The organism is Gordoniibacillus kamchatkensis (assembly GCF_000829455.1).
GTDB classification, from domain to species: domain Bacteria; phylum Bacillota; class Bacilli; order Paenibacillales; family NBRC-103111; genus Gordoniibacillus; species Gordoniibacillus kamchatkensis.
Map to the genome: position 1 here is coordinate 115,303 of NZ_JXAK01000009.1, position 25,741 is coordinate 141,043.

General features: G+C 50.8%; 19 protein-coding genes. 17 read left to right on the plus strand and 2 right to left on the minus strand.

What is annotated here, in order from left to right:
* Positions 1 to 68: 68 nt before the first annotated feature.
* Both SD70_RS07390 and SD70_RS07395 read right to left on the minus strand, forming a co-directional pair.
* Positions 69 to 1,193 (minus strand): sensor histidine kinase, encoded by a 1,125-nt coding sequence (locus SD70_RS07390; protein ID WP_041046965.1) that lies wholly within the window; start codon positions 1,191 to 1,193, stop codon positions 69 to 71.
* Positions 1,190 to 1,876: a response regulator transcription factor gene (locus SD70_RS07395; RefSeq protein ID WP_041046966.1), complete on the minus strand. Its 687-nt coding sequence runs from the start codon at positions 1,874 to 1,876 to the stop codon at positions 1,190 to 1,192. Before SD70_RS07395 ends, SD70_RS07390 begins: the two co-directional genes overlap by 4 nt.
* Positions 1,877 to 2,314: 438 nt before the next feature.
* Between SD70_RS07395 and SD70_RS35840 the strand changes: the two genes are divergently transcribed.
* From SD70_RS35840 to gdhA, 17 genes are all read left to right on the plus strand, one after another.
* Entirely contained in the window at positions 2,315 to 2,533 is a 219-nt protein-coding gene (locus tag SD70_RS35840; RefSeq protein ID WP_156157920.1) for a hypothetical protein, read from the plus strand.
* Positions 2,527 to 2,763: a hypothetical protein gene (locus SD70_RS07400; RefSeq protein ID WP_156157921.1), complete on the plus strand. Its 237-nt coding sequence runs from the start codon at positions 2,527 to 2,529 to the stop codon at positions 2,761 to 2,763. The genes SD70_RS35840 and SD70_RS07400 overlap by 7 nt, the downstream gene beginning before the upstream one ends.
* Before the next feature lie 65 nt (positions 2,764 to 2,828).
* Positions 2,829 to 3,110, plus strand: a complete 282-nt coding sequence (locus tag SD70_RS07405) for a hypothetical protein (protein WP_041046967.1) — start codon at positions 2,829 to 2,831, stop codon at positions 3,108 to 3,110.
* 11 nt (positions 3,111 to 3,121) lie between these two features.
* Positions 3,122 to 3,505 (plus strand): VOC family protein, encoded by a 384-nt coding sequence (locus SD70_RS07410; RefSeq protein ID WP_041046968.1) that lies wholly within the window; start codon positions 3,122 to 3,124, stop codon positions 3,503 to 3,505.
* 198 nt (positions 3,506 to 3,703) lie between these two features.
* Positions 3,704 to 4,156, plus strand: a complete 453-nt coding sequence (locus SD70_RS07415; protein WP_041046969.1) for a YhcH/YjgK/YiaL family protein — start codon at positions 3,704 to 3,706, stop codon at positions 4,154 to 4,156.
* 201 nt (positions 4,157 to 4,357) lie between these two features.
* Positions 4,358 to 5,293: an ABC transporter permease gene (locus SD70_RS07420; protein ID WP_052487149.1), complete on the plus strand. Its 936-nt coding sequence runs from the start codon at positions 4,358 to 4,360 to the stop codon at positions 5,291 to 5,293.
* Positions 5,294 to 5,306: 13 nt separating this feature from the next.
* Positions 5,307 to 6,173, plus strand: a complete 867-nt coding sequence (locus SD70_RS07425) for a carbohydrate ABC transporter permease (RefSeq protein ID WP_231571091.1) — start codon at positions 5,307 to 5,309, stop codon at positions 6,171 to 6,173.
* 36 nt (positions 6,174 to 6,209) lie between these two features.
* Positions 6,210 to 7,799, plus strand: coding sequence for an extracellular solute-binding protein (locus tag SD70_RS07430; RefSeq protein WP_041046970.1), 1,590 nt, complete (start codon positions 6,210 to 6,212; stop codon positions 7,797 to 7,799).
* A 49-nt stretch (positions 7,800 to 7,848) separates the two neighbouring features.
* The gene (locus tag SD70_RS07435) at positions 7,849 to 10,221 is read left to right on the plus strand and encodes a helix-turn-helix domain-containing protein (protein WP_041046971.1); all 2,373 of its coding nucleotides are present in this window, start codon (positions 7,849 to 7,851) and stop codon (positions 10,219 to 10,221) included.
* Between the two features lie 113 nt (positions 10,222 to 10,334).
* Positions 10,335 to 11,354: a sialidase family protein gene (locus SD70_RS07440; RefSeq protein WP_041046972.1), complete on the plus strand. Its 1,020-nt coding sequence runs from the start codon at positions 10,335 to 10,337 to the stop codon at positions 11,352 to 11,354.
* Positions 11,355 to 11,370: 16 nt separating this feature from the next.
* The gene (locus SD70_RS07445; RefSeq protein ID WP_041046973.1) at positions 11,371 to 12,294 is read left to right on the plus strand and encodes a dihydrodipicolinate synthase family protein; all 924 of its coding nucleotides are present in this window, start codon (positions 11,371 to 11,373) and stop codon (positions 12,292 to 12,294) included.
* A gap of 40 nt (positions 12,295 to 12,334) precedes the next feature.
* Entirely contained in the window at positions 12,335 to 13,147 is an 813-nt protein-coding gene (locus SD70_RS07450) for an HpcH/HpaI aldolase family protein (RefSeq protein ID WP_041046974.1), read from the plus strand.
* Between the two features lie 21 nt (positions 13,148 to 13,168).
* Entirely contained in the window at positions 13,169 to 14,473 is a 1,305-nt protein-coding gene (locus tag SD70_RS32940; protein WP_052487144.1) for an alpha-glucuronidase family glycosyl hydrolase, read from the plus strand.
* Positions 14,440 to 15,561, plus strand: a complete 1,122-nt coding sequence (locus tag SD70_RS32945; RefSeq protein ID WP_156157922.1) for a hypothetical protein — start codon at positions 14,440 to 14,442, stop codon at positions 15,559 to 15,561. The genes SD70_RS32940 and SD70_RS32945 overlap by 34 nt, the downstream gene beginning before the upstream one ends.
* Positions 15,562 to 15,820: 259 nt before the next feature.
* A complete protein-coding gene (locus SD70_RS07460; RefSeq protein ID WP_156157923.1) occupies positions 15,821 to 21,532 on the plus strand; it encodes a hypothetical protein in 5,712 nt (1,903 codons plus the stop codon).
* The gene (locus SD70_RS07465) at positions 21,529 to 24,030 is read left to right on the plus strand and encodes an RHS repeat domain-containing protein (protein ID WP_041046976.1); all 2,502 of its coding nucleotides are present in this window, start codon (positions 21,529 to 21,531) and stop codon (positions 24,028 to 24,030) included. Before SD70_RS07460 ends, SD70_RS07465 begins: the two co-directional genes overlap by 4 nt.
* A gap of 183 nt (positions 24,031 to 24,213) precedes the next feature.
* Complete coding sequence (gene gdhA, locus SD70_RS07470; protein WP_052487146.1) at positions 24,214 to 25,593, plus strand: NADP-specific glutamate dehydrogenase; 1,380 nt, start codon at positions 24,214 to 24,216, stop codon at positions 25,591 to 25,593.
* The last annotated feature ends 148 nt before the right edge of the window (positions 25,594 to 25,741 follow it).

Below are 25,741 nucleotides of genomic sequence, written 5' to 3' on the forward strand. Positions count from 1 at the left end.
CTTATTGCGACGGCATGGCGGGAGGTCTCATTTACACGGAGACGGAGAGCCAATTCCGCTTGAATCACTTAAATATCATTACCCAAAGGCAAATAAACGGTAAATGTCGTGCCTTGATCAGGCTCACTCGCGACGCGGATGAACCCGCCGTGGGCTCTGACAAAATGATGAGCGATCGATAATCCGAGCCCCGTTCCGCCTGTATGCCGCGAACGGGCCTTTTCCACGCGATAAAAACGATCGAATAGGTGGGCCAGCTCTTCGGCTGGAATACCGATGCCGGTGTCTGTCACCGAGACACATGTATAGACTGCATCCCGATCCTGGACCTTGTCTTCGATTACAATCGAAATCTTTCCGCCTTCCGGCGTGTAACGGATTGCATTAGTCAACAAATTGATGAACACCTGCGTGATCCGTCTCGCGTCAGTCATCACTGTTACCGGCCTCGTGTTCGAATAGAATAGTATTTCCAGTCCGTTCTCCTCAGCCTCCATTTTCACATCATCAACGATTTGTTCAAGTCTTGCCGACAGATCGAGCGGTTTGCAATCCAATGCCAACCGGCCCGCCTCAGCGAGCGACAAGACATGAAGATCTTCCACAAGCAGGCCTAAGCGGATCACTTCGTCATGGAGTCTAAGCAGCATTTCCTGAGGGACGTATTGACCGGTCTGTTGAGCATTTTCTAATTTAAGCTGCATGATGGACAGCGGAGTTCGAAGCTCATGAGCGACATCAGCCACGAGCCGCCTGCGGGCGTCCTCAGCTTCCCGGAGGCGAAGCGTCATATCGTTGAACGTCTGAATTACTTTACCGTATTCGTCTTTGGCTTGGACAGGGACGTTCACGTCCAGATCCCCTTGTGCCACGCGTTCGATAGCGGCAACGAGCTTTCGAAGCGGGATCGTCAGCGCCCCTGAAATCCATAAACTGAAAAATAGGCCGGTCGCTACGAAAAAGACCCAATTTCCAAGCCAAAATTTCTGCATCTTATCTGAAACGTAAGTCTTCAAGATCTCGATTTGTTCCTCGGGCGGTGCATTCAAATAAGATGTACCGATTTCTTCCTTACGAAATTGATCGAACAAAGATTCCATGTAAACTTGTTTGGTTACAGCATGAGCGCCGCCGATAATAAAAACGAGCAGTCCCATCCAGATAAATATTTTTTGGCGTACTGTGAGTGTCATGATTGTTCACCGAATCGGTAACCGAAACCGTATACCGTTTGAATATAACGAGGATTGGCCGGATCGTCTCCCAGCTTGCGGCGAAGATTCCGGATATGGGAATCCATCGTCCTTTCGTATCCCATATATTCGTCCTCGAGTGCGGCTTTTAATAATTGCAATCGGCTGAAAACCATACCGGGACGCGCAGCCAACGTGTACAATATTTTGAATTCCGTCGGTGTCAGTTGGACCTCCTGGCCGTCCTTGAATACTTGACATTTGGCCTCGGAAATGATCAGGTTATCTCTTTCCAAGGACATCGACCTGTCTTCAGGTCCGCGCATGCGGCGAAGTAAAGCTCGGATGCGCGAAGCGAGCTCGCGCAAGCTGAACGGCTTCGTCAAATAATCGTCCGCGCCGATTTCCAGACCGACGATCTTATCCGATTCATCCGATCGGGCCGTGACCATAATAATGCCGCAATGCGACGTTTGCCTGATTTCGCGGCATACGTCGATGCCGCTTTTCTCGGGGAGCATCCAATCCAGCACGATGAGATCAGGCCGTTCAGACCGGGCAATTGCGAGCGCTTCCTTGCCTGTACTGGCAGTCAATACTCGAAACCCTTCACGTTGCAAATAGGTGTGCATCTCCTCCAACATGCCCGGTTCGTCCTCCACAAGCAGCAATTTCGGTTCCATTCCAATCCCATCTTTCCAGTTTAGTCTGCATCCAGTGCGAGAATATACGACTTACCGAAAATTATACCGTGATTTAACACGTTCTTGAAGAAATCCACACAAAAAGAGGAAGATCTGCATAAGTTCTCGACATTTATTGTTTAAACTGACTGAGAAACGAGAGAAATAGCCGCGAAGAACAAGAAAGGATAAGTGAACGGGAGGATCATTTTCATGGAAAACGTAATAATGAAAGCGGAAGAAATGAGCTGAATGGTGTTCGATGCCGATTGAGGGAGCGCCATTTGAACTCGGCGCTAAAGGGAGGGGGAGGTGGATTTTCCGTAACAATTGAGTATGACGGAAGCACGACAAAAATCCTGAAGCCGAGCAAGCAATTGAACGATTTCATATGGAATACCCGACCGATCTTATTTTAACGAAAGCGAGGATTCAAAGATGAGCAACCTGTCCGTAAACCGCAGTGAACCTGAAGGCGGGGATCGCGCGGCGGAAATAACCAATCTTTCACCGCTCGTGGTTAGAGCGCGTTTGGTGTTTAAGGCAATGGTAAGGATATTGGCGATTTGTATTTTGATCCAGGTATTTCTTGCCGGTCTCGCACTGTTTTGGAATTCGGCTGAGTGGGCCAGCCATGCAGCTTTGCCAGATTGCTGATCATTGTTTCGATCCTGATACTCGTGATTTCTTTCTTCGCTCGGCTGCCGCTTGCTATTCGCCTGCGTAGCGCAGGATTGATCGGCATCATCATTTTGATGGCGGTCATCGCTAAGTTACCGTCCGGAATCGGATATGTAGCTGCTCTTCATCCGGTACTTGCTATTATGCTGCTTCGGGAATCGATATCCATAGCAAGGAAGACTGATGGCCTCGCGAAACCATCATAAGGAGCCCGCAGAGCAGGGCTTCTTTATAGAAGCCGAGCCATCTTCGATAGGAATGGAGGAAAAAGATGCCTCCTACTATGTTCGATTATATGCTGGTCTTCTTATTCCTGATCATTTCCGCAGTATCGCTTAACTTCGTTGTAAATGTGGAAGTAACAAGAACGCAAAGGTTTCGAGCTATCATCATTGCACTATATGGAATAACGGGCATTGTCCTTCTCTTGATTTTGCTCAGCGATTTTATACTAATATTTAGAGACGTTGGGGATAAAAGTGATCTGGCAAAAAAATACCGGAATAAGGCTGCTTCTGAAAATGTACAGCTTCATAATTACAAACCAATATAAGGAGGATGATCATGGGTACAGTGAATGTACGGTACATCGTCGATGATGTCAAAGCGGCAGTTTCGTTTTACACCCAGCACCTCGGTTTCAATGCGGTAACGAATCCTTCGCCAGGTTTCGCCATGCTCTCGCGCGGCGATCTGCGACTGCTGCTAAATGCCCCTGGAGCCGGTGGGGCGGGGCAAGCAATGCCTGACGGGACGAATCCTGAACCGGGCGGCTGGAATCGAATTCAGATTCACGTTGACGATCTTGACACTTTGGTCGACAACCTTCGCCTTGCACATGTACGTTTTCGAAACGACATAGTCAGGGGAAACGGCGGTAAGCAAATACTGATTGATGATCCAGCGGGAAATTGCATTGAATTGTTTGAGGCATACGAAAGGACTTGACTTATACGGCCAACACCTGCTGATTCGAACTCCATATTATGAAACAACCGGCCTGTTCTAAGGTCGGTTGTTTCATTTTTGAACATAATTGTCCAGTTTCAAGAATTAGCCATCCTATATATAGAAATTTCTACATCACAGTGGTATATAAGTTATTAATGCTGCTTCCCAAAAAACTGTCGTAAAGGGGATATCCCAATGATCATCGATCATATCAAAAACGCAAGTTTATATGCTGCCATGCATTCCGGATTTGCTTCAGCTTTCGATTTCATTGCAAACAACGAGCTTGCCGCTATGCAGCCGGGCAAATATGAAATTAACGGTTCCGACCTGTTCCTGTTGCTTCAAAATTACTGCACCAGGCCGTTGGAGCAAGGCTTCTGGGAAGCGCACCGCAGTTACATCGACATCCAATACATGCTGGAAGGTACGGAAAGAATGGGCTATGCCCACGCTGATCATTTGACGGTAACGGAAGATCATTTGGACGAAAAGGATTACAAAGTGCTGGTTGGAAATGGAGACTTTGTCACTGTAGGAAAGGGCAGTTTTGCCATATTTTATCCGGATGACGCCCATATGCCCTGTTTGGCAGTCACTAAACCGGAGCCGGTAATGAAAGCCGTATTCAAAGTAAAAATTCAATAATGGAACAAGGTAGAAAAATGAAACGCGGGTAGAAATGCAACACAATGGCACATCCGATCCCAAAATGGGCGTTGTTCGTCGCCCTCCGGCATTGTTATCATTTTTTACAAAAGGGGATTGCCGACAGACGATCGGATGCTCCGCGACACCCCTTTTGTAAACGCTAACAAGAAAGGAGGATAAATAGCAATGCCGGGAAAAATGTTTGCGGAGCCTGCGAGGAACACAATCAAATTGAGCGAAAGAAAAAAGAGGATCGCGGAAAACAAATATTTGTACGCCATGCTGTTTCTGCCGATGGTGTATTTTATTTTGTTTAAATACGGACCGATGTTCGGCATTCTGATCGGGTTTCAGAACTACAATTTCGTTAAAGGCGTTTTCGGCAGCGAATGGGTCGGGTTTGCCCATTTTCGTGAATTTTTGGCAGATCCGTATTTCTGGAAGCTCGTCCGTAATACCGTACTGCTTAATATTTACATGCTGATTTTTTGTTTTCCCGCGCCGATCGCCCTGGCCCTGATTTTAAATGAAGCAAGAATCAAGTGGTTCAAAAAATTATCGCAAAGCATCAGCTACTTGCCCCATTTTCTGTCTACCGTAGTCGTATGCGGTATGGTCGTCAATTTTCTTTCAAACGGCGGTGTGATCAACCGCATTGTGGCGGCGTTTGGTTGGGAGCCTATTCCGTTTCTTATGGATCCAAGATGGTTTCGCACCATTTATATCAGTTCGGAATTATGGCAAGGCGTAGGTTGGGGATCCATTATATATCTCGCGGCGCTATCGGCCGTAGATCCTCAGCTCTATGAGGCTGCAAGAATGGACGGCGCCAATCGCTGGCAGCAAATCCGGCATGTCTCATTCCCCGGAATAGCCCCGGTCATTACGATTATGTTTCTGCTAAGCGTGGGCAACATTATGTCGATCGGATACGAGAAAGTGCTCTTGCTCTACACCGGTCCCACCTATGAAACGGCCGACGTCATATCTACCTATGTGTACCGGCGAGGGCTGCTCGGCAGCGATTTCAGTTACTCCACAGCCGTGGAATTGTTTCAATCGGTCGTCGCCCTAGGTTTTGTTACAATGGCCAACCATTTCTCAAAAAAAGTGAGCGAAACGAGTTTATGGTAAAGGGGATAATGGTGTGGGCAAACGTATGACGTTAGGTTCGTTCTCCTTTGACGCAGTCATTTATATCCTTCTAACTGCCATGATGTTCGCATTTCTATACCCGCTTTACTATATCGGCATTATTTCCGTCAGCGATGGCATCAGCGTCATGAGAGGGGATGTCAAATGGTTTCCGGTCGGTTGGAATTGGGAAGCATATCGAACTGTCCTTGCCAATCCCTTGGTGTTGACATCTTACGGAAACACTTTGCTGTACACGGGCTTGGGAACTTTCGTCAATGTAGTGGCTACCGCACTTTGCGCGTATCCGCTGTCAAGAAGCAGACTTTACGGCAGAAAAGTATTTACCGTGCTGATCATCATTACGATGCTGGTTCACGGCGGGATGATTCCCACCTACATCGTGGTAAACAGCTTGGGACTGCTTAACAGCATTTGGGCGATTATCATTCCTCCGGCTATCAATGTATGGTACATGATCATTATGAGAACTTTCTTTCAAAACATACCGAACGAAATTCACGAGTCCGCCTTCATGGACGGTGCGAATGATTTGGTCATATTGTGGCGTCTCGTGCTTCCGCTTTCGCTGCCGGTAATTGCAACGATGGTGATGTTCTATGCGGTATGGCATTGGAACAGCTTTTTCCCGGCAACGATATATTTGCATGAGAACAAACTGTACCCGGTTCAGGTTATTTTGCGCAGCATGGTCATCGATGGCAGCGTTCAAGCGGACTCGTCCAGGGATTTAACGACAATAGTGACCAGCATGAAATACGCCATGATCATGATTACGATACTGCCGATTATTTGCGTTTACCCGTTTATTCAAAAATATTTCGTCAAAGGTGCAATGGTAGGATCCTTAAAAGGTTGATGCGCGCTTTACCATTCATCATCCGGGAGGAAAAAAATGAAAACTAAATCATGGCTGGCCGTATTGTCGTGCACATCGCTGCTCGTTCTTGCCGCATGCTCGGGGAATTCGGGAGATAGCGTGCCGCCAGGCAAAAGTTCTGCTGTCGCACCGCAGACGGAGGGAAGCAAAGGCAATAAGCTGCTGGATAAACCGATCACCATACACGTGTTATCTACGGATACATCGCCGCCGGTGAATACCAAATCGCCGGTATTCGATTACATTTTCGAAAGAACAAACGTGAGGCTGGACCTGGAACTGGCTGCCACGAATTACGCACAAAGAGCGCAGACGATTGTCGCTACCAATAGCTTGCCGGATGTAATGAAAATTCCGAATGGCAGTCCGTACTTTGCCGAAGCTGCCAAAAACGGATTGTTCCTGCCGCTCGACGATTATATGGCCGATTTGCCGAACCTGTCTAAAATTATGAAACAAGATAAAGAAATCGAAAAAAACAAAGTGGATGGCAAGCTGTACTCGTTCCCGGTATTAGGGCAATGGAAATTGCAGCTGGCGCAGGCCCCGATGATGCGTGTCGACTTGTTGCAGGAACTCGGGTTGAGCGTACCGAAAACGTTCAATGAGCTGTACCAGGTTTTGAAGAAAATGAAAGAAAAATATCCCGACTCCATCCCCTTTACGAGCCGGGAAGGAGCGAAAAACCTATTGCGGCCGCTTGCATTCGCCTTGGGTTCGGGGAACCGGATGTATTTCGACCCGGCTATCGATGGCGGAAAGTATGTATACGGCCAAGCCCATCCGGAATTCAAGGCCGTTCTCGAGTACGTGCACAAACTATATGCGGAGAAGCTGCTCGATCCGGATTATGCGGTAAATACCGGAGATCAGATGAAAGAAAAGCTAAGTGCGGGCAAAGCGTTTTTTTATTACGACAACAACAGCTTTGGCGTTAATTTCAACACCGCCTTGCTGGCTTCAAATCCGAAGGCGAAATTCGACCTGCTGCCGCTGATGCAAAACGACCGCGGCCAAACCAGAAACTGGATGTATGCGAAAGATTGGCTGCATCATTTTGTGATCAGCGCGAAGGCCAAAAACCCGAAGGAAATCGTCAAGTTCTTCGATTGGCTGTACAGCGATGAAGGTACTCTCATTACGAATTACGGCATCGAGGGCAAGCATTTCAAAATGGTTGGCGGCAAGCCTGTCATCGAGGAAAGCGTCATCAAAGAATTCGCGAATACGAAGGATCCGTATCGGTATATGCAAAACACGCTTGGAGTCGGATTCCTGGCGTTTTCCCTCAACGTTGACGAGCATCCGATGGCTGTCGTATCGCCTCCCGAGTTATCCAAGTGGGCGGAGCAAATCGTGCCGGACAAAGGATACGTCTATGAGTTGTTCGATCCGCCGTTTACGAGTGCGGAAAGCGCCAAACTTAAGACGCTGCAGTCCAAAGTTGACACTCTGGTGGATCAGGAAATGGATAAATTCATTATCGGGACCCGCCCTTTGAGCGATTACGACAAGTTCATCCAACAGCTGAAAGACAGCGGGGCACTCGAGATCGAGAAAATTTATAACGACGCTTATGTTCGTTTAATGCAACAATCCAAATAAGCTTGAATGAAGGCAATAGGGAATGTTGTTAGAAAGGATTGGTTCAACGATGATCAAAAGTGAGAAAAGATTGTTCATTCCGCTGAACCGATTGTATTTTCGCATACTGAGTTACTTTTTATCTTTGCTGCTCCCTATTTTAATTATAGGGACAGTTTTTTATTTCTACTCGACGGCCCATCTTATGGAAGCCGATACGCAGAAAATCGTCATGAATTTGCAATCGTCGGCCGCTACGATCGAAGCGTATTTGCGAACTACGGAAGAAACGAGCGCCAGCTTCTTTTACGATACGAGGGCGCTGCTTCGGCCGTATGACGAGTATAGCCTAGAAGAAAGAGTGCGCATGCCCCGGATACCCGAATCAATAGCGAGCAAGTCCAGCATGTTAGGGTCGCTGGTCGATAAAATGTTTGTTTTTGTGGATACAAAGAAAGTGTACACGGGAGAGGGGCTCAACGATTTTGACTTTTTTTTCCGGAATTATTCGTTCCAAAATTATGATCAGCGTTATTGGGAACAAAAGCTGCTGAACGCAAAGTCGTTGGAAATATTGGACGCCACCGAAGTCAAGCTTAACAATTGGCAAAAGAAGAACGTCATTCCTTTCGTATTTACGAACACGATCAACGGTCATAGAGCCGTAGTTGTCATTACCGTTGCCACGAATACGATTTTGAAGACGCTTTCGGATCACTCCGTCGTCGATTCCACGACCTTTATTATCACTGACGGCAGAAATCATATGATTCTTAACAGTGCCGCCGATTCTTTGAAGCCGGAAGCGTTGTCGCAGCTGACTGAATATTTCCGCGACAATAACAAAACCCACGGAGAAATAAACATTGCACATGCGAATTCGGTCGTCACTCATGTCAAGTCGGAAACGTACGGCTGGAACTATTACTCCGTCACACCGGTATCCGTATTCCAGAAACAGACCAGTTATTTTATAGCCTCCATTGCAGCAACTTGTCTGGCGCTCGTCGTTGTCGGGGTCATCTTCTCGTTTATTTTCGCTTTCAATATTTACAGCCCGATTAAACGAATTCGAGATATTCTCGACCAGCCGAGCGATCGAAGCGACGATGTAACCGTAACGGGTAAATTCAATGCTTTTGACGATATCGGAATCAGAATCAACCGGTTAATTGAGCGCAACCATAAATTTAAACACGAACTGGCCACCATGTCTACAGAATATATGGAGAAGTCGCTGATGAATTTATTTCACGGCAATATTTCACGCAAAGCGGAAGAGCAATTGGGCAAAATGCTGCGGAATGACGTATCGTTTCAAAAACCTTCGTTCGTATGCTGCAGTGTCTGGTTTGAGTTTAAGGAGCTTTTTTACAACGATATCCAGGACGTCGACCGAATGCGGATTTTAAGCAAGATGAAGAAAATCATATGGGGCCTGCTGCGGCAGTATGTCGACGTCTATTTGCTCGAGGTGACCGATAGCCTGTATATCAGCGTTATCAATGTGATTGATGAAGATGACATGCACCAGGTTAAAAAAGCGCTGCAAAATATGATCGACACGTTCCGTTACGATTCGCAATTCTGCGTTATTTGTATCGGCGTCGGCAAACGTTACGAAGGCGTGGCGGGCATTGCCAAATCGTACTTGAGTGCGATGAACGCTTTGGATTTCGCCGATCAAACGGCCGATTTTCAAATCATTGACGCGGCGCAGCTTCCTCCCGCGGTAACGCACCATTCTTACTCGTTCATCGATGAAAACGCAATTATTAATTGTCTTAAAGCCGGTGACGCGCAGAACCTGCGGCTCAAGCTGGAAGAAATCGTCGATAAGAACAAACGCAAGGGCATATCCCGGCATCATATATCTGCGCTGTTATCGGAGATGTACAATACGGGGTACCGGTTTCTGGACGAACGGGGCATCGATCCCCAAACGGTAACGCAACTGTTCGGCGGCTTGGACCCATCTGCCGGATACGAGAAGCAGAAGCTCCAGCTGTACCAATTTTTCGACGACATTATGGCGCATACCGCGCTGCCGGCACATGAGAGCTCATCTCAAATCGCTTCCGTCATCATCAAATACATTGAGGAAAACTATCATCAAGATTTAGGACTGGAGCGCATTGCCGACAATATGGGGGTTTCGGCCAAGTACGTTTCGCGGGTATTCAAGGAAAAAACAGGGACCAATCTGGTTGGTTATATTAGCTCGTACCGGATGGCCAAAGCGAAGCAATTGTTAGCGGAAACAGAATTGAACATCAAAGAAATATCGGAACGGGTCGGCATTTACAGCAGAACCACTTTCATCCGATTGTTCAAAAAGCATGAGGGCACCACTCCTCATCTGTACCGCAATGCCGCCAGGGCGGCTGCAACGATGGCAAAAAATAATGGTGAAACGAAATTGACGGCCGGCAAAACGCCATAATGAAACACAAGATTCCAAAGTGGATGTTTGCGGCAAGGATCATCTTTGTTAACTTGAATTCTGACGGCAACGGCAATTCATCATTTAGCAAAGTTAAGGCGGGAGGGTTCAACTTGTTTGAACAGATTGACAAAGAACTCATAGTTGACGAGCCTAAGCCTTTTGAAAGTTGCCACGCTTCGCATCTGGCATTGCTGCCTAACGGCGATGTGCTCGCGGTATGGTTCGGGGGCAGCAGGGAAGGCGCCGACGATGTGGCGATTTGGTGTTCTCGCAGAGAAAACGGGAAGTGGGGCATCCCGTTCGTAGTGGCTGACGAACCGGAGCTTCCGCACTGGAACCCTGTCTTGTTCGCACGGCCGGACGGAACGCTCCTGCTGTTTTATAAAGTGGGCCGTCAAATCAAATCCTGGTATACGAAATGGATGGTTTCGAGTGACCTTGGCCGAACATGGACACGGCCGGTTGAGCTTGTCGATGGTGACCGGGGGGGAAGAGGCCCTGTTCGAAATAAGCTGCTCGTGCTCTCGGACGGAACTTGGCTCGCACCGGCTTCCTCCGAGGACGGCATGTGGAAAGCGTTCGTAGACGTTTCCACAGATCAAGGAAAAAGCTGGGCCAGGTCTGAAGATATTGAAATTACATCGTTTATGCAGGCTGCTGAACAAAAGGGTCAAAGCGGTATTCCCGTGTCGGAGCAATCTTTTGCCGGCAGAGGTGTCATTCAACCGACGTTATGGGAGTCGAAGCCGGGAACGGTACACATGATGTTGAGAAGCAGCGAAGGCCGCATATACCGCAGCGATTCCACGGATTATGGCAAAACATGGTGCGCTGCGTACGCTACGGATCTGCCCAACAATAACAGCGGCATCGACGTCGCGAAAACGGCAGACGGCTCGTTGGTATTGATTTATAATCCGGTCGGCATCAACTGGGGGCCAAGATCGCCATTGGTGCTTCGCGTTTCGAAAAACAATGGAGCGACTTGGGGCGAACAATTCGTGCTGGAAGACGGTGCAGGGGAATATTCGTACCCGGCTATTTTGGCGGATGGAGACGACATCTGTCTGACGTATACATGGAGAAGGGAAAATATTGCGTTCTGCAAGCTTCGCATCACGAATTCATGAGCAAGGAGGGGAACCAATGAGGAATAGTATAGCCGACGGGGTATTTCCCACCATGGTCACTCCTTTTACCGAGGGGGGAGGCATCGACTATGGCGCTCAGCAGCGCGCCGTAAACTGGTATATCCGGCAAGGGGTGGACGGTTTATTCGCGGTGTGCCAATCCAGCGAAATGTTTTTTCTCAGTCTGGAGGAAAGGGTAAGCCTGGCGTCGTTCGTAAAAAAAGAAGCGGGGGACCGCGTCCCGGTTATCGCATCGGGCCATGTATCGGATGCATTCGAAGATCAGGTGAAGGAACTGAATCTCATGGCCGAAACGGGCATCGATGCGCTGGTGCTCATAACGAACCGGCTGGCGCTGGAGGACGAGTCGGAAGATGTGATGCGCCGCAATCTGGAGAAATTGCTGCAACGTATTCCGGAGCATGTCCCGCTCGGCCTCTACGAGTGCCCTTACCCGTATAAACGGATCGTTTCGCCGCAGTTTTTGAAATGGTGCGCCGAGACGGGAAGGTTTTTGTTCTTGAAGGATACGAACTGCGACGTTGACAATATAAGGCATAAGCTTGAAGCCGTCAAAGGGACCAAACTGAAAATTTACAATGCGAATACGGCGACGCTGCTTGAAACTCTGAAGCTCGGGGCAGCGGGGTACAGCGGAGTTATGGCCAATTTTCATCCGGATTTGTACGTACGGTTAACGAAAAGCTGGCCGAGCGAGCCGGAGGCGTCAGAACGATTAATTGAGCTGCTAAGCATGATCTCCTTGATCGAAAAACAATTATACCCTGTGAATGCCAAGTACTATCTCATGCTGGAGGGCATTATGAGCAACTATCGCTGCCGTTCGAAAAGCGATTCCGAGTTTACAGCGACAAATCGTCTGGAAGTGGAACAACTGCACAGATTATCGAAGGCATTGTCGAAGCGGGAGCTGTTGTAGCTGATTCGTACATCAAAAAAAAGTGACGGAGGTATTCCGAATGGATGCTCTTGAACTGAAAACTGCGCTAAAAAGCGGAAAACGGGTGTACGGTACGTGTATTATATCGCCGTCGCCGAAGTGGCCTGCCCATATTAGGCAATTAGGTTTAGATTTTGTATTTATCGATACCGAACATATCAGCATAGATCGCCATCAGCTTTCTTGGATGTGCGAGGCCTATAAGGCGCTTGGAATGCCTCCGATCGTGCGGATCCCTTCGCCCGATCCGTATGCGGCAACGATGGTGCTTGACGGCGGCGCCAGCGGTGTTATCGCGCCGTATGTAGAATCCGTAGAGCAGGTAGAGGCACTGCGGGGAGCGGTGAAATATCGTCCGTTGCGAGGGCAAAAGCTGGACGATATTCTGAAGGGCAATGAGAAGTGCACCGGACCTATGGGAGAATACTTGGAACAATATAACAAGTCGAACATCCTGATCGTAAATATTGAAAGCAGGCCGGCCCTGGATGCGCTGGACGACATTCTGAACGTGACGGATTTGGATGCGGTTTTGATTGGGCCGCACGATCTTTCCTGCAGCCTGAACGTGCCGGAGCAATACGACCATCCGCTGTTTTTGGAGGCTGTGGACGAAATCGTCCGCAAAGCGAGAAGCCGCGGAATCGGGGCCGGAATCCATTATTGGATCGGTACGCAGCGCCAAATCGAGTGGGCGGGCAAAGGTCTTAACCTCTTGATTCAAAGCTCGGACATCACGTCGTTCGTCCAACATTTGGGGGGGCAAATTCGCGAGATGAAAGCGGCGCTCGGAGACATGGATCAACAGGCAGCCGGAAGCATTAACATTTAGAACCAAGAATGGAGGGAAACCATGAAATCGACCGTAGATCTGTCGGATGCACATGTCGTTCATTCCCAGAACGCTTCCGGCCCCGCTGCCAAGGCGGTTGAAGTTTTCATTGAAGAAATCGCGAAACGAACAGGGATCGTTTTACCCGAAGCATATGCCGAACCGGAGCGATACGGCAGCGCGATCGTCGTAGGAACATTTGATGGGCTCGCGGATTTGATCGGCGGCTATGCCGACAAACTTCCGGACGCCCGGCAGTTGGAGCCGGAAGGATACTTGCTTCAAGTCGTACAAGAGGGTAACGCCCGGAAGTTGTTCATCATCGGTGCCGATGCCAGGGGGGTATTGTACGGGATAGGGAAGATGCTGCGGAAGTCGAGGCTTAAAGAAGGCTCGATACGGCTTGACGCCGAACTGAAGCTTGTAAGCTCGCCCCGCTATCCGATCCGCGGCCATCAACTCGGCTACCGTCCGAAGACGAACGCCTATGACGCCTGGACCGTGGAACAGTATGATCAGTACATTCGCGAGCTGGCGCTTTTCGGAGCGAACAGCATCGAAATATTGCCGCCGCGTACGGATGATGCCCCGACGGGACCGCTCATGAAGCTTGACCCCATGGAGATGATGATACGTTTGTCCGCAATCATCGATTCATATGGACTGAACGTCTGGATCTGGTACCCGAATATGGCTGAAGATTACACCGATCCTCATACGAGAGAAATTGAACTGGCGGAAAGAGACGATATTTTCCGCAAGCTTACGCGAATTGACGCCGTGTTGATTCCCGGCAGCGATCCTGGAGGAATGGATCCGGACCTGTTATTCGAATGGTCGGAGGAAGTGAGCCGGCTGCTGCATAAGTATCATCCTTCCGCCCAAATATGGCTGGCGCCGCAGGTGATGAAGTACGAGCCCAAACCGTGGCTCGAAGGCTTTTATCGCAATGTGAATCTTGAGCCGAAATGGCTCGGAGGTGTCGTGTACGGACCCCATGTCGATGAAATGCTGCCGGACTTTCGCGAGAAAATCCCGCCGAAATACCCGATTCGTCGTTACGAGGACATCACCCACAATATTTCTTGCCAATATCCGGTAGAGAACTGGGATCTGTCCCTTGCCTTGACGCTTGGCAGAGAATGCTACAATCCGCGCCCAATAGCGGAAAAACATATTCATAACGTGTTTGCGCCCTATGCGCAAGGAAACATTTCGTATTCGGAGGGCATCAACGACGACGTCAATAAATTTGTTTGGTCGGACCAAGATTGGATCCCAATACTCCTGTCATGGAGACGCTGCGTGAATATGCCCGATTTTTGATCGACTGCGATTACGACGAGGCGATTGCACGCGGCCTCATGTCGCTGGAAGAAAATTGGATCGGCCCGCTTGCCGTTAATGAACGCGTTGAAGTTACGCTGCAGCAGTGGATGCAGATGGAGGAGCAGGCGTCACCGCGGATGCTGAACAATTACAGATTCCAAATGGGACTCATGCGCGCCTACTATGACGCCTACATCAAACGGCGGCTCATCTACGAAACGGAGCTGGAGCACAAAGCAAAAGATGCGTTGCGGTCAGCCCGCTCGAGCGGCAGCTTGGCCGCGTTGGATCGCGCCGAACAAATTCTGCGGCTCGCTCATGCGGAACCGGTAGCGCAAGATTATAAGCAAAAGTGCATCGATCTGGCCGATGAACTGTTCCGAAACATTGGCTCGCAGCTTACTGTCGAGCGTCATTATGCCATTGCGGTTGGCCGAGGAGCCTTCTTGGATACGATCGATTATCCGCTCAATGACTCCGATTTTCTGCTGACACAGTGCCGGCGGATCAGAGAAGTCGGAAGCGAAGAGGGCAGGCTTCACAAAATCCGCGAACTGCTAAACCGGACTAACCCTGGACCGGGGGGCTACTACGACAACTTGGGCTCTTACAGCTGCAGCGCCCGGGTAGATCCCGGGCTGGGGTGGAGAGCTGATCCCGGTTACTTGCAGTCGCCCAGGATAGCTCACGCTACATACTTGTTAACGATGAGGAAGGACAAAAAAAATGAACTGGGCGGCATTCCTCTCGCTTGGGTCAACCACGTTAACACGATGACGGATACGCCGATCTCGATCGCCTATGACAATCTGAATCCCGATCTGTCTTACTCCGTCAAAGTTACTTATGTGGGCGACACAATCAATGAGGAGCAAGCGCGGGATACATGGGTAAGCATGATCGTCAACGGCCGTTATCGCCTCCAAGATCATGTGTTGGTGGGTCAAGGGACAGGTGTCACCATCGAGTCGCTCATTCCTCAGGAGGCTCTCGTCGATGGAAAACTGAATCTGACATTCAAAAGAGAAAAGGGATTTAAACGCTTAAACGTTGCCGAGATATGGCTCATCCCGCAAAATGCATAGGACATGGATTCCATTCCGTCATTAGGAGCCGTTTGCATCCCATATCTCAAACGCTGCCGCGTGCTTTCGCCGCTCCATAGCTTCATAATGGAGAAGCCCCCTGGCCTGATTGAGGTCGGGGGCTTTTGCCATTGCTGCGAAGGTGACGGGAGCTGTCGAGGGGGGGGGATTGCTGCCGCGGTACGAACAATTGCAGTGGAGGCGGGCGATATGAAATTTATTGAAAACCAACTTTGGTTAGGTGTTACAATTTGGTTTTTTGTTACAATTGAACTATATCGGGCCGAAAACAAGTTCGAGAGGAGGGATCGGCATCGAAACGGCGGGCCATATCAATTTGAATACGGGCAACATCGATCTTCCCGTTACATTGGCCGAAATATCGGGCGAAAACGGGCTTACCGCTTCCATTGGGCTGCATTACAACAGCAAAGCGGCGCTTGGCGCCGAGCTGCGGAACGAAGATGCGTCCTCCGGCGTAGCGGGTTTGGGCTGGTCGCTGGAACAAGCGTTTATTTGCCGCGATACGGGCCGAAACGGTTCGCTCCATGACGACAGCTTCTATCTCTTCATGGGAACGATGATTCCGCTGTACCCGAAGGGCAGAGAGTACAATACGTATTATTTCGAATCGGAGAAAAACCCGCTTTGGACGATCGAATACGATCCCGATTTCAATCATTGGAAAATCGTCATGGAAGACGGAGGAGTTTACTGCTTTGGCGAAAACGCGGCAACAAGCCAATCGATAGAATGGGGGGTCAAATGGGGCAATTGGGTAGGGAGCAGCCGGGAAACGGCCGGCCAGACGCAGTTTGCTTTGGTGTGGAACCTCACGAGCTCGCGCAGCGCAACCGGACAATTCATTACGTATAGCTACGAACAAGTACAAGTGCGCGCCGGAGGAGAAGGCGGCCTTCCGTTCACGCGGGAAGCGTACGTCAGCCAAATCCGGTTATGTTCAGGGGAAACGATCCGTCTTCATTATCGCGAGAAACAGCCTGAAGAATACCGGACTCCGCTGCCCCAATCCTTTCAAGACAGGGTGCAAACTAGATACCTGGATCGTCTGGAAGTTCACGACTCGTCGGGAACGCGCCTCTACAGCGTGTTGCTGTCTTACTCCTTCCTGAATGCTGCCGAATTAACCAAACGGCTGCTCGTGTCGATTACGAAACAATCGGCCTTAGAAGACCGGCGCGAGATTCATCCTCCTCTTACATTTGCCTACTTTACCGAATCTGACGGCGTTGGCGTTTCGCTTTCTGATAACAAAGGCAGATTTCGAGACGGAGCTTTGTACGGTGCGTTGAAATCGGTGACAACTCCGGAAGGGCAAGTGACGGCGTATACGTACGGCAAGCAGAAGCTGTCCGGAACAAGCCTCAGCCTCCGCGATGTGCGGCGTCCCCAGAACGATAACGAGCAGTGGAAACATCCCCGTGCTTACTTCGGTCCCGATTACACGGTAATCGCCTGGGAAGGCGACAATCAGTTGTACGCAACCGTCTACCAATGGCACGGAACATGGATGGCTCAAGAGTTGGGGGTATTTCCGGGAGCGGGGGCAGACTGCTCATTTTTCCTCGAACAAGACTTTTTCGCGCTCGTCACACCGGGACAGCCCAAGTCGCTCACGATATTTCGCAAAAGCCGCAAACAATACGGAAAATGGGACAGTTACCCGCAATCGGTGCAGCTGAACAAAGGCTGCGAGGTTGCCGCCGGCCCTCGGCACATAGCCATTTTAAACGGCGGCGTTTTGCATCGTTTCCACCAGACGCGAACGGGGTGGACGGCGGATGGCTCGGTAACGCTGGATACGGCGAACAAAACCGTGTTCGGCTTCGCCGGCAAGAGCAACTATGTGTTTGTCGCCTACGCCCGTCCGGATAATTCCCAAAAACCGGCCTTATACGTCACTTATTTGGATATAACGGGAGCGTGGCAGGAGACGAAGCAGGAGGCGGATCACTTCTTTCCCAAAGAGGAGCGCGAATTGACGCGTTCGGAGTCGGGAATTCTGAAGCTGGTCGTTCAACCGTCCGATTCCTTTGCAGCCGTCCAAGCGCATGCGATGCACACAGTAAGCTATGGCGCATACGGTACGAATAAATATTACAAGTATAAACATTTCGTTTATCGTTGGGATGAGCAATTTTCCAACTGGGCTGCGAACAGCCTCTCCGCGATTGAAATTCATGTGGGAACGGGCATGTCCGTCCCGACCGACGTTTACATGACGGTAGCCGGGGATGTGGTTTCGGTGCTGCAGCCTTCGGCCAACGCCAAGTTCGTTTACCGCTTCGACGGCGTGAACTGGAATCCGTTTCGTTTGCAGATGGACCGGATCGATCATTTTCACGGAATGGACAGCGCGCTGGAAGTTTCCGCTTCCTGGGGCATGAGGACATCGCGCTTGATGCAGTACAACCCGGCGAAGAACGAATGGAAGTCCCAGCTCGATTTTTCGGGACCCGACATCGAGTTTGTGAATATGGCGATCGGGATCGCCGCATCCCTCATCACGTTTGCCGTTACGCTGCCAATGGAATTCGTGACGGGAGCGATCGCCGGCTTAGTGATGGATTTCGCCTTCTCGTTCCTCCATCTGCCTGAAGGATTCAGAGAAGGCGCTTGGCGCGGAATGCGCTACTGCATCGTTGACAAACAAGTTTACGTGCAGCTTCACGACCGTTCATGGTCGGCGCTGGGCAAACTGTTCAGCGACAACAAAAGGAATCTGCTTTACAGCACGCTGACGTTGACGGATGCTCACAGTGTCTACATGACATACGAAGATGCGCTCGATGTGTCCAAAGACCGGCCGGAAACTTATATCAAAAACTTGCGAAATTACGTTCCCGTCTTTCGCAACGGTCTCCTCGTCGAGCAGCTTACGCTCGAAACGGCGGAGGAAGTCGAGAAAGGCTGGGCGAAATGGACCACGGAGCCGTCGCCGCACCAGCCGTCATTGATCGGGCGCGACGTCGTCCTCGCTTACCCGCGCCTGCATGCCGAGTCGCAGCTTTCTTCGCACAAAGATGACTTTAAAAGGGCGGCAAGGTTCAGTCTGTTCCGCATTGCCGAGGATGCGGTTTCCGGAGAATTGTCCGACTATGTGGTGCAGCAAATTACGCAATGGGACGGTTATCAAAAATACGAGATGTTTATCGAGTATGACGGAGGCTTGCCGGATCCGTCGATGAATGTCGTCCTGTACAACAAGGTCACCGTAACGGCGGGGATGTCGAAAGAAGACGCCGGCAAACGGGGAAAGACCGTGTACTATTATTACAACGGCAGTTCCGAAGCTGCGCCGAACCGTCCTGTGAATGAGCATTTTGACAACGTTACGGAATATCCGGCTTTGGCTGCCGGTCTGCCGTATCGTCAAGAAGTATGGGAAGCCGGCGCAGAGAAGCCTTTGCAAAGCGAGACAACCTATTATAAAGCTTGGAAAATCGAAGCCGTTCCCGGCTCCCGCTCGATGAAACCGATGATGATCGTGAGCGAGCGGCAAGGCGTCAGGCACATTCAACAGTTTGTGTACGATATCGCCGACGATCCGTCCGCACTACGTACGGGGATTTTAAAAAGCACGATAACGGTTAACGGCAATATGGACGGACAGCTGGACATTCTGCAAACGGATCTGATCTACGCGCACGAGGCTTATGCTTCGGTTCGCAATATGGGAATTTGGAACCAGGTCGCCGCCGAAACGACCCGGCAAGCGGCTAGACCGGTTAACGTCATTGCCGATCTGACCAAGCTCCCTCTCCTCGCGGCAAGCGGCGGAACGACGCTGTCATCCGCGGCTACCGTGTGGCAGAGCTGGCCCGACGGCTTATGGCTCCCCGTATCCAGCTATCGGTGGACCGGAACGGAGCATCCCGTGTTTCAATGGTGGGAAGGCGGGGTCATTCCTTCCGACTGGCGCAAACAAAATTCGATTCTTCAGCAATACCACGGAATCGTAACGGAGACAGAAGGTCCGGACGGCACAGTCGTATCCCACTTGTACGATAAATCGCGGACAGCGGAGATCGCTACCTTCGTTAACGCCAGCATTTCCCGCGGTGAGGCCGCTTATGTCGGGTTTGAACGGTACGAAGACTTGCAAGGATGGAGAGTTAACGGGCAAGCAATCGACGAATCGCAGTTAGTGCATGGCGGACATACCGGCTCCTTCTCTTTAAGGCTCGGCAGTGCGTCAACTCTCGGGCAGGCGGTCCCATTGGAACGTATTCCTGTCACGCAGCAGCGGTTTGTGATGGCCGTACACGTCAAAATGGACCCCGTGGTAATGGGCTCCTGCTATTTTGGCGTCATTGCGCATCCTTTGAACGGACGGGAATTCCAATCGGTATCCAAGTTCGTTACCGGCACAGACGGCGTATGGAAAAGGTATGAACTGCTGATCGATATCGAGCGGCTGCGCCGGGAAAACAAATGGGGCGATGAATGCGGCGTTGCCTTATCGCTGTTCGTTCGGAACGAAACAATGGGGACTATCCTGGTGGACGACGTTGCCTTCTTTCCGCTTGGCGGAACGTTTCGAGCCGACGTTTTGCATGAGTCGCACAAGCATGTGACCGCCGTTCTTGACGAAAACGGCCTCGCCGCCAAATATTTTTACAACCAGTTGCAGCAAAGAATCGCTGTGGCGGGACCGGACGGGCGCATCGTTTCCAATATGTTGGCCGCCTACTCGCGAACATCCGTCTCGCCGTTGTTCAAGCCGGCCTCGCCCAATTTCGCGATGCAAGTGGAATCGTCGGGACCGAGCGCTTATTGGAACGGCCCGAATGATTGTCATGGTCCGTGGCATACGATTGACAATACGCAATTTGTAGCGCGGCCTGAAACTTACGCCGACAGTTTCGGCGTACGCGTACAGATTGGGAATATGAAAAAGGAGAGACCTACTGAGATTTTTTTGGATATGGGCTGCATGGGAATTCATTTTATCGCCCATCACAAGCTGTTCCGTTTCCTGATACATGGCATGGAACATTCGTACGTTCCGGTTTCGCGAATGCCGAGCGATTGGCTGCTGCTGATTTTGGATACGAAGGTGTATGTATACGCCGATGGTGCCCTTTTGCTTCAAACCTCATTGCAAAAACGCGTGTTTGAGGCAATACGCTTTGCCGTTGTCGGCGATACGAGCAGCCTCTTGACCAACGTCATGGTGTTTCAGGATTTGCGGTTAAGTGCCGCCTTTATGGATGCCGGGAACAAAATTCGGCAAAAGCAAGCGTATGAAAGCTCAAGTTCCGTTATCGTTACGGAAACGCTGTATGACGCTCAAGGAGCGGCGGTTATGCATACGCTGCCCGTACGCAAACAAGCGGATGCCGATTTCCCGCAAATGTTCGGCTTCGAGAGCAAGCTGGTCGACGGGCGCGATCCGGCCGGAGGTCATCCGCTGTGGGATACGAACCCGGCCAACGCCCAGCGGCGCATGATGACGGGACAAATTCGCGCCTGGTACGGAACGGATTCGCCCTATCCTTACACCGGCATCTGGAACGAACCGAATCCGCTGGCCCGCCCGCTGCAATCGGCATTATCCGGGAAGGAATATGCCCTCGGCTCGAATCATGCCGTTCAGTACGAATACGGGCTTTGGGGCGGTCCGAAGGATGCGCTGTCCGCTGTGCTCCGGGCAAGCACGGGCGTTCAGCCGACCGACGAGCTGCTGGGCCAATTCCAGGCCCAAACGGCCAAGCTGCCCTTAAACGACACTGCAAAGGTGCAGGATATCCGCTTCACGACCGGCAGGGGCGGCTCATCGCTCAAGTTATACAAGGTCCGGCCAGGAAGAGGTCAACATCCAACATCTATCGGACGATGTCCCACGGAGGGACGGAGAAAACGGCCTGTCTCCCCAATTACTTCGAACCCGGGAACGACGGTTCGGCTCACAAAAACACGTATCGGTATAATCGAATCGGGCAGTTGACCGAACGCGTCCACATCGATACGGGAACGGCGCGATACGTCTTCGACGCTGCCGGTCGTCTCCGATTTATGCTGGATGCCGACGGAGCCGCACAGTCTCCGCACAGCGTGCTGTACTGGAAATATGACCGGCTTGGCCGGCCGCTCGAAGCGGGCGCTCTTCCGATGGTTTGGGACCAGGCTTTGCTGCAAAGTTATGCGGATGAGCCCTATTTTCCCGCCAACGGCTATTGGCACAGGAGACTTGCCTACGACTGCGACGATTCAGGCGGCATCGAAGGCCGGATCGGGCGTCTGTACAAAACGGAAATGCGGTCGGGTACGGACCAACCGGAGGCGGTCGTGACTGAACGTTACGATTATGACCGGGCGGGACGCATTATTCGCCATATGGTACGGATATCCGCCTATGACGAATGCGACTACGTAACGGACTATGTGTACAACGGTTTGGGCGACGTTCGAAAAATCATATACCCGTCGGCAGGGCGTACGATACTGTATACGTATAATATGCTCGGTCAAATCGTTGCCGTCGGAACCGAACCGCTTAGTGCTTATTACGCAAGCTACAGCTATAACGCGGACGGAAGCGTCGGGGAGGAAAAGCTGGGGCCAGGGCTCGTGACACGCACGATGCATTACAATTCGCTCGGGTGGCTCGTCAAAATAGAGGACGATGAATTTTTCACAGAGCAGCTCTGTTACCAGGATGCGCAAGGGCAATACTTGGACGGAAACGTAGCGAGCGCTCACGTTCAATTCCGGACGACCGCCAGATTCGGAATCGGTCGCCCTGTCGATGTCCGTTACGAGTATGCGTATGACGAATTCGGCCAACTGATCCGGGCAACGGGCAACGCTCACGGCGGCAACCTCGAGGAAGCGCGTTACGATGCGAACGGAAACATAATGGGAATGCGGGTGGACGGCCAGCTGCGAAGCTATGCTTACGGATCTCAATCCAACCGGCTGCACGATGTGAACGGAAAACAGTTCGTGTATACGCCGAACGGCAGCCTGCAATCGACCGCCGGCATTTCCGAAATCGTCTATGACCGTCTGCTGCAATTGCCGGTTTGCGTGCAGGCGAATCATCTCGAGATTTCGCTGCAATATGACAGCGGGGGAGAGCGGTGCCTGAAACGGGTCAAATTCCATACCTGGCCGGGGCCGATCGGCGGCACCGAGAAAAAGACGGCGTATCTTCGCGGCGTCGGCGACTACCCGCTGATTGAAAAACGCAAGGTCGGCGGCTTGGAGACGCAATCGGCGTACATTTACGGCCCCGGCGGACTGATCGCCGTCTTCGACGGAGAAAACGATTGGTTTATTTCGAAAGACCACCTTGGTTCGCCGCGAGTCATTTTCGGCCGTGACAAACAGGCCCGGGCCTATTACAACTATGGGCCGTTCGGCGAATTGCTGGCAGGCAACAGCTCGAGCGATGCGCTGGCGAGCAGCTTCTCCCGCGGCTATACGGGACAGGAATTCGACTCCGAGCTGGGCTTATACAACTTTCGGGCACGCTGGTACGATCCTGCGATCGGGCGGTTTTACGCGCCGGACCCGGCCTATCAGTTTGCGAGTCCGTACGTGTACGCCGGCAATAACCCGATCAACATGATCGATCCTACCGGTGGCATATCGGGACGCGCCTTATATATCGGAATGAACGTGCTCGGACTGGGAGTCATGGCAGGCGGGATAGCCGCTTCCGTTATCGCCGGAGGTGTAACGGGGGATTGGGGGAAGGCGCTCGGGATCGGTATTCCGTTATCGCTCGTAGCGGGAGCGGTAACGGGTTATGGACTGTCTCGGTTTTCTATGTACTTGCGTTATCGATCGATGCGTCAGCTGTCAAACTTTGTGCAAGGCGGTCGTGCGGATCAGCCGCTGATGATTTATGCCAAAAATGATTTTGAGTTGTATGAAGATTCCTTGCTTATTGCGAACTGGCGCGGTATTAATAGGGCCAATATAGTGCCGTACGGCACGGACGTCAGAAATATCGCGCACAACAATAAAATTATTTTGAATATGCATGGAGCGGAAGAGGGCGGAAAATCGCTTGTAGAACGTTCTTTGGCAAATGGAAACATAAAAAGAAGAATAATTGGAGGAGAAGAAATAGCCGACGACCTCGTTCAAATGGGTGTATTTCACGCAAGTGCCGATAAGAGCAATACTCAATGGTTTCTAGATAATCTCGCTTGTAGAGGCGGAGACGGGTTGGATAGTACATCGGCTCGCATGCAAAGCCGATTATCCGGACACCATCAACTAAAAGCGGCCGTCAAAGGGAGAATTAACGACGGATTTAGCGTCTCCAACTGGCTTGAAATATGGCCTGCAGGTTCTACCGTGGTAGCATTCACCAAAAATTATTGGATTAGCGAAGCCGCAAGTAGAGTGGGGATTTTCGCACTCGGACATTACAAATATTACGGGCTGGAATCCCAGCCCGGATTGCTAAGGCGTATTTTCTCGAACTATTGAATCTAGCCCCAATTCCGGAGTCGGAGGAGGGGCTTTTTGCCGTACGTTTCGTAACAAATTGATTTTCGTCCGATTTTTTATGACATGTTCGCGATTTATAGTTGTTAGATACGGCTAAATGTGCAAAAATGTCTTTATGGCATTTTTTAGTAAGATAATACGTTAAAGGTGGTTGTCATTGCTATGAACACTTCATTGCCCACGCTTCACGAAGAACTCACGGCAAAAGATTACGTTCAATCCGTCTACGAAACCGTAATCAAGCGCAATCCTCATGAAAGCGAATTTCATCAAGCGGTTAAAGAAATCCTGGATTCGTTAATACCGGTATTGACCAAGCATCCTAAGTATCGTCAAAACGGCATTTTGGAAAGGATCCTCGAACCGGAACGATTGATCACCTTCAGAGTGCCTTGGGTGGACGATCAAGGAACGGTAAGAGTGAACCGCGGATTCCGCGTACAATTCAACAGCGCCATCGGACCATTCAAAGGCGGCCTTCGCTTCCATCCTTCCGTTAACGCCAGCATTATCAAGTTTTTGGGATTTGAACAAACGTTTAAAAACTCCCTCACCGGCCAGCCGATCGGCGGCGGGAAGGGCGGTTCGGATTTCGATCCCAAAGGGAAATCCGACGGCGAAATCATGAGATTTACGCAAAGCTTCATGACCGAGCTGTACAAATATATCGGCCCCGACATTGACGTTCCTGCCGGAGACATTGGCGTCGGCGCAAGAGAAATCGGCTACATGTTCGGTCAGTACAAGAGAATCCGGGGCGGCTTTGAAGCCGGAGTTTTAACCGGCAAAGGCATCGGATATGGCGGCAGCTTGGCGCGTACGGAAGCTACCGGCTACGGCTGCGTCTATTTTGTCAACGAAATGCTGAATTCGAAAGGCTTAAGCTTTGAAGGCAGCACCGTAGTCGTTTCCGGCTCCGGCAATGTTGCGATTTACGCTATGCAGAAAGCTTTTCAGCTAGGTGCCAAAATCGTTGCATGCAGCGATTCGAACGGATACATTTACGATAAAGACGGGATTCATCTCGAGACGGTACGCCGATTGAAAGAAGTGGAAAGAAAACGGATCAGCGAGTATGTTAAGGAGCATCCGAACGCTATTTATGTGGAAGGTTGCCAAAACATATGGACGATTCCGTGCGATATTGCTCTCCCTTGCGCCACTCAGAATGAAATCGACGAGTCGTCGGCCAAACTATTGATCTTGAACGGCGTACAAGCGATCGGCGAGGGAGCCAACATGCCTTGTACGTTGGAAGCGATCGACGCATTCTTAAAAGCCGGCGTGCTGTTCGGGCCGGCCAAAGCCGCGAACGCGGGAGGCGTTGCGGTATCCGCACTCGAAATGTCGCAAAACAGCATGAGATACTCGTGGTCTTTCCATGAAGTTGACGACAAGCTCCATGCCATCATGAAAAACATTTACAGAAACTCCGTTCGTGCCTCCGAAGAATACGGCGCTCCCGGCAATTTAGTCGTCGGGGCCAACATTGCCGGATTCCTTAAAGTAGCGGATGCCATGCTCGCGCAAGGTGTAATTTAATTTGTAGTGCCATCGGAAAGGTAATGTTCGAAAAGGCATCCCGTCGGAATGGTCAAGACCCCAAATAGCGGACATTGAAAAAAGCCCTAAGCTGCTAGCTGACGTCGGTACTCTGCCGGCGTCAGCTTGTTTAGCTTTCTTTGCGCTC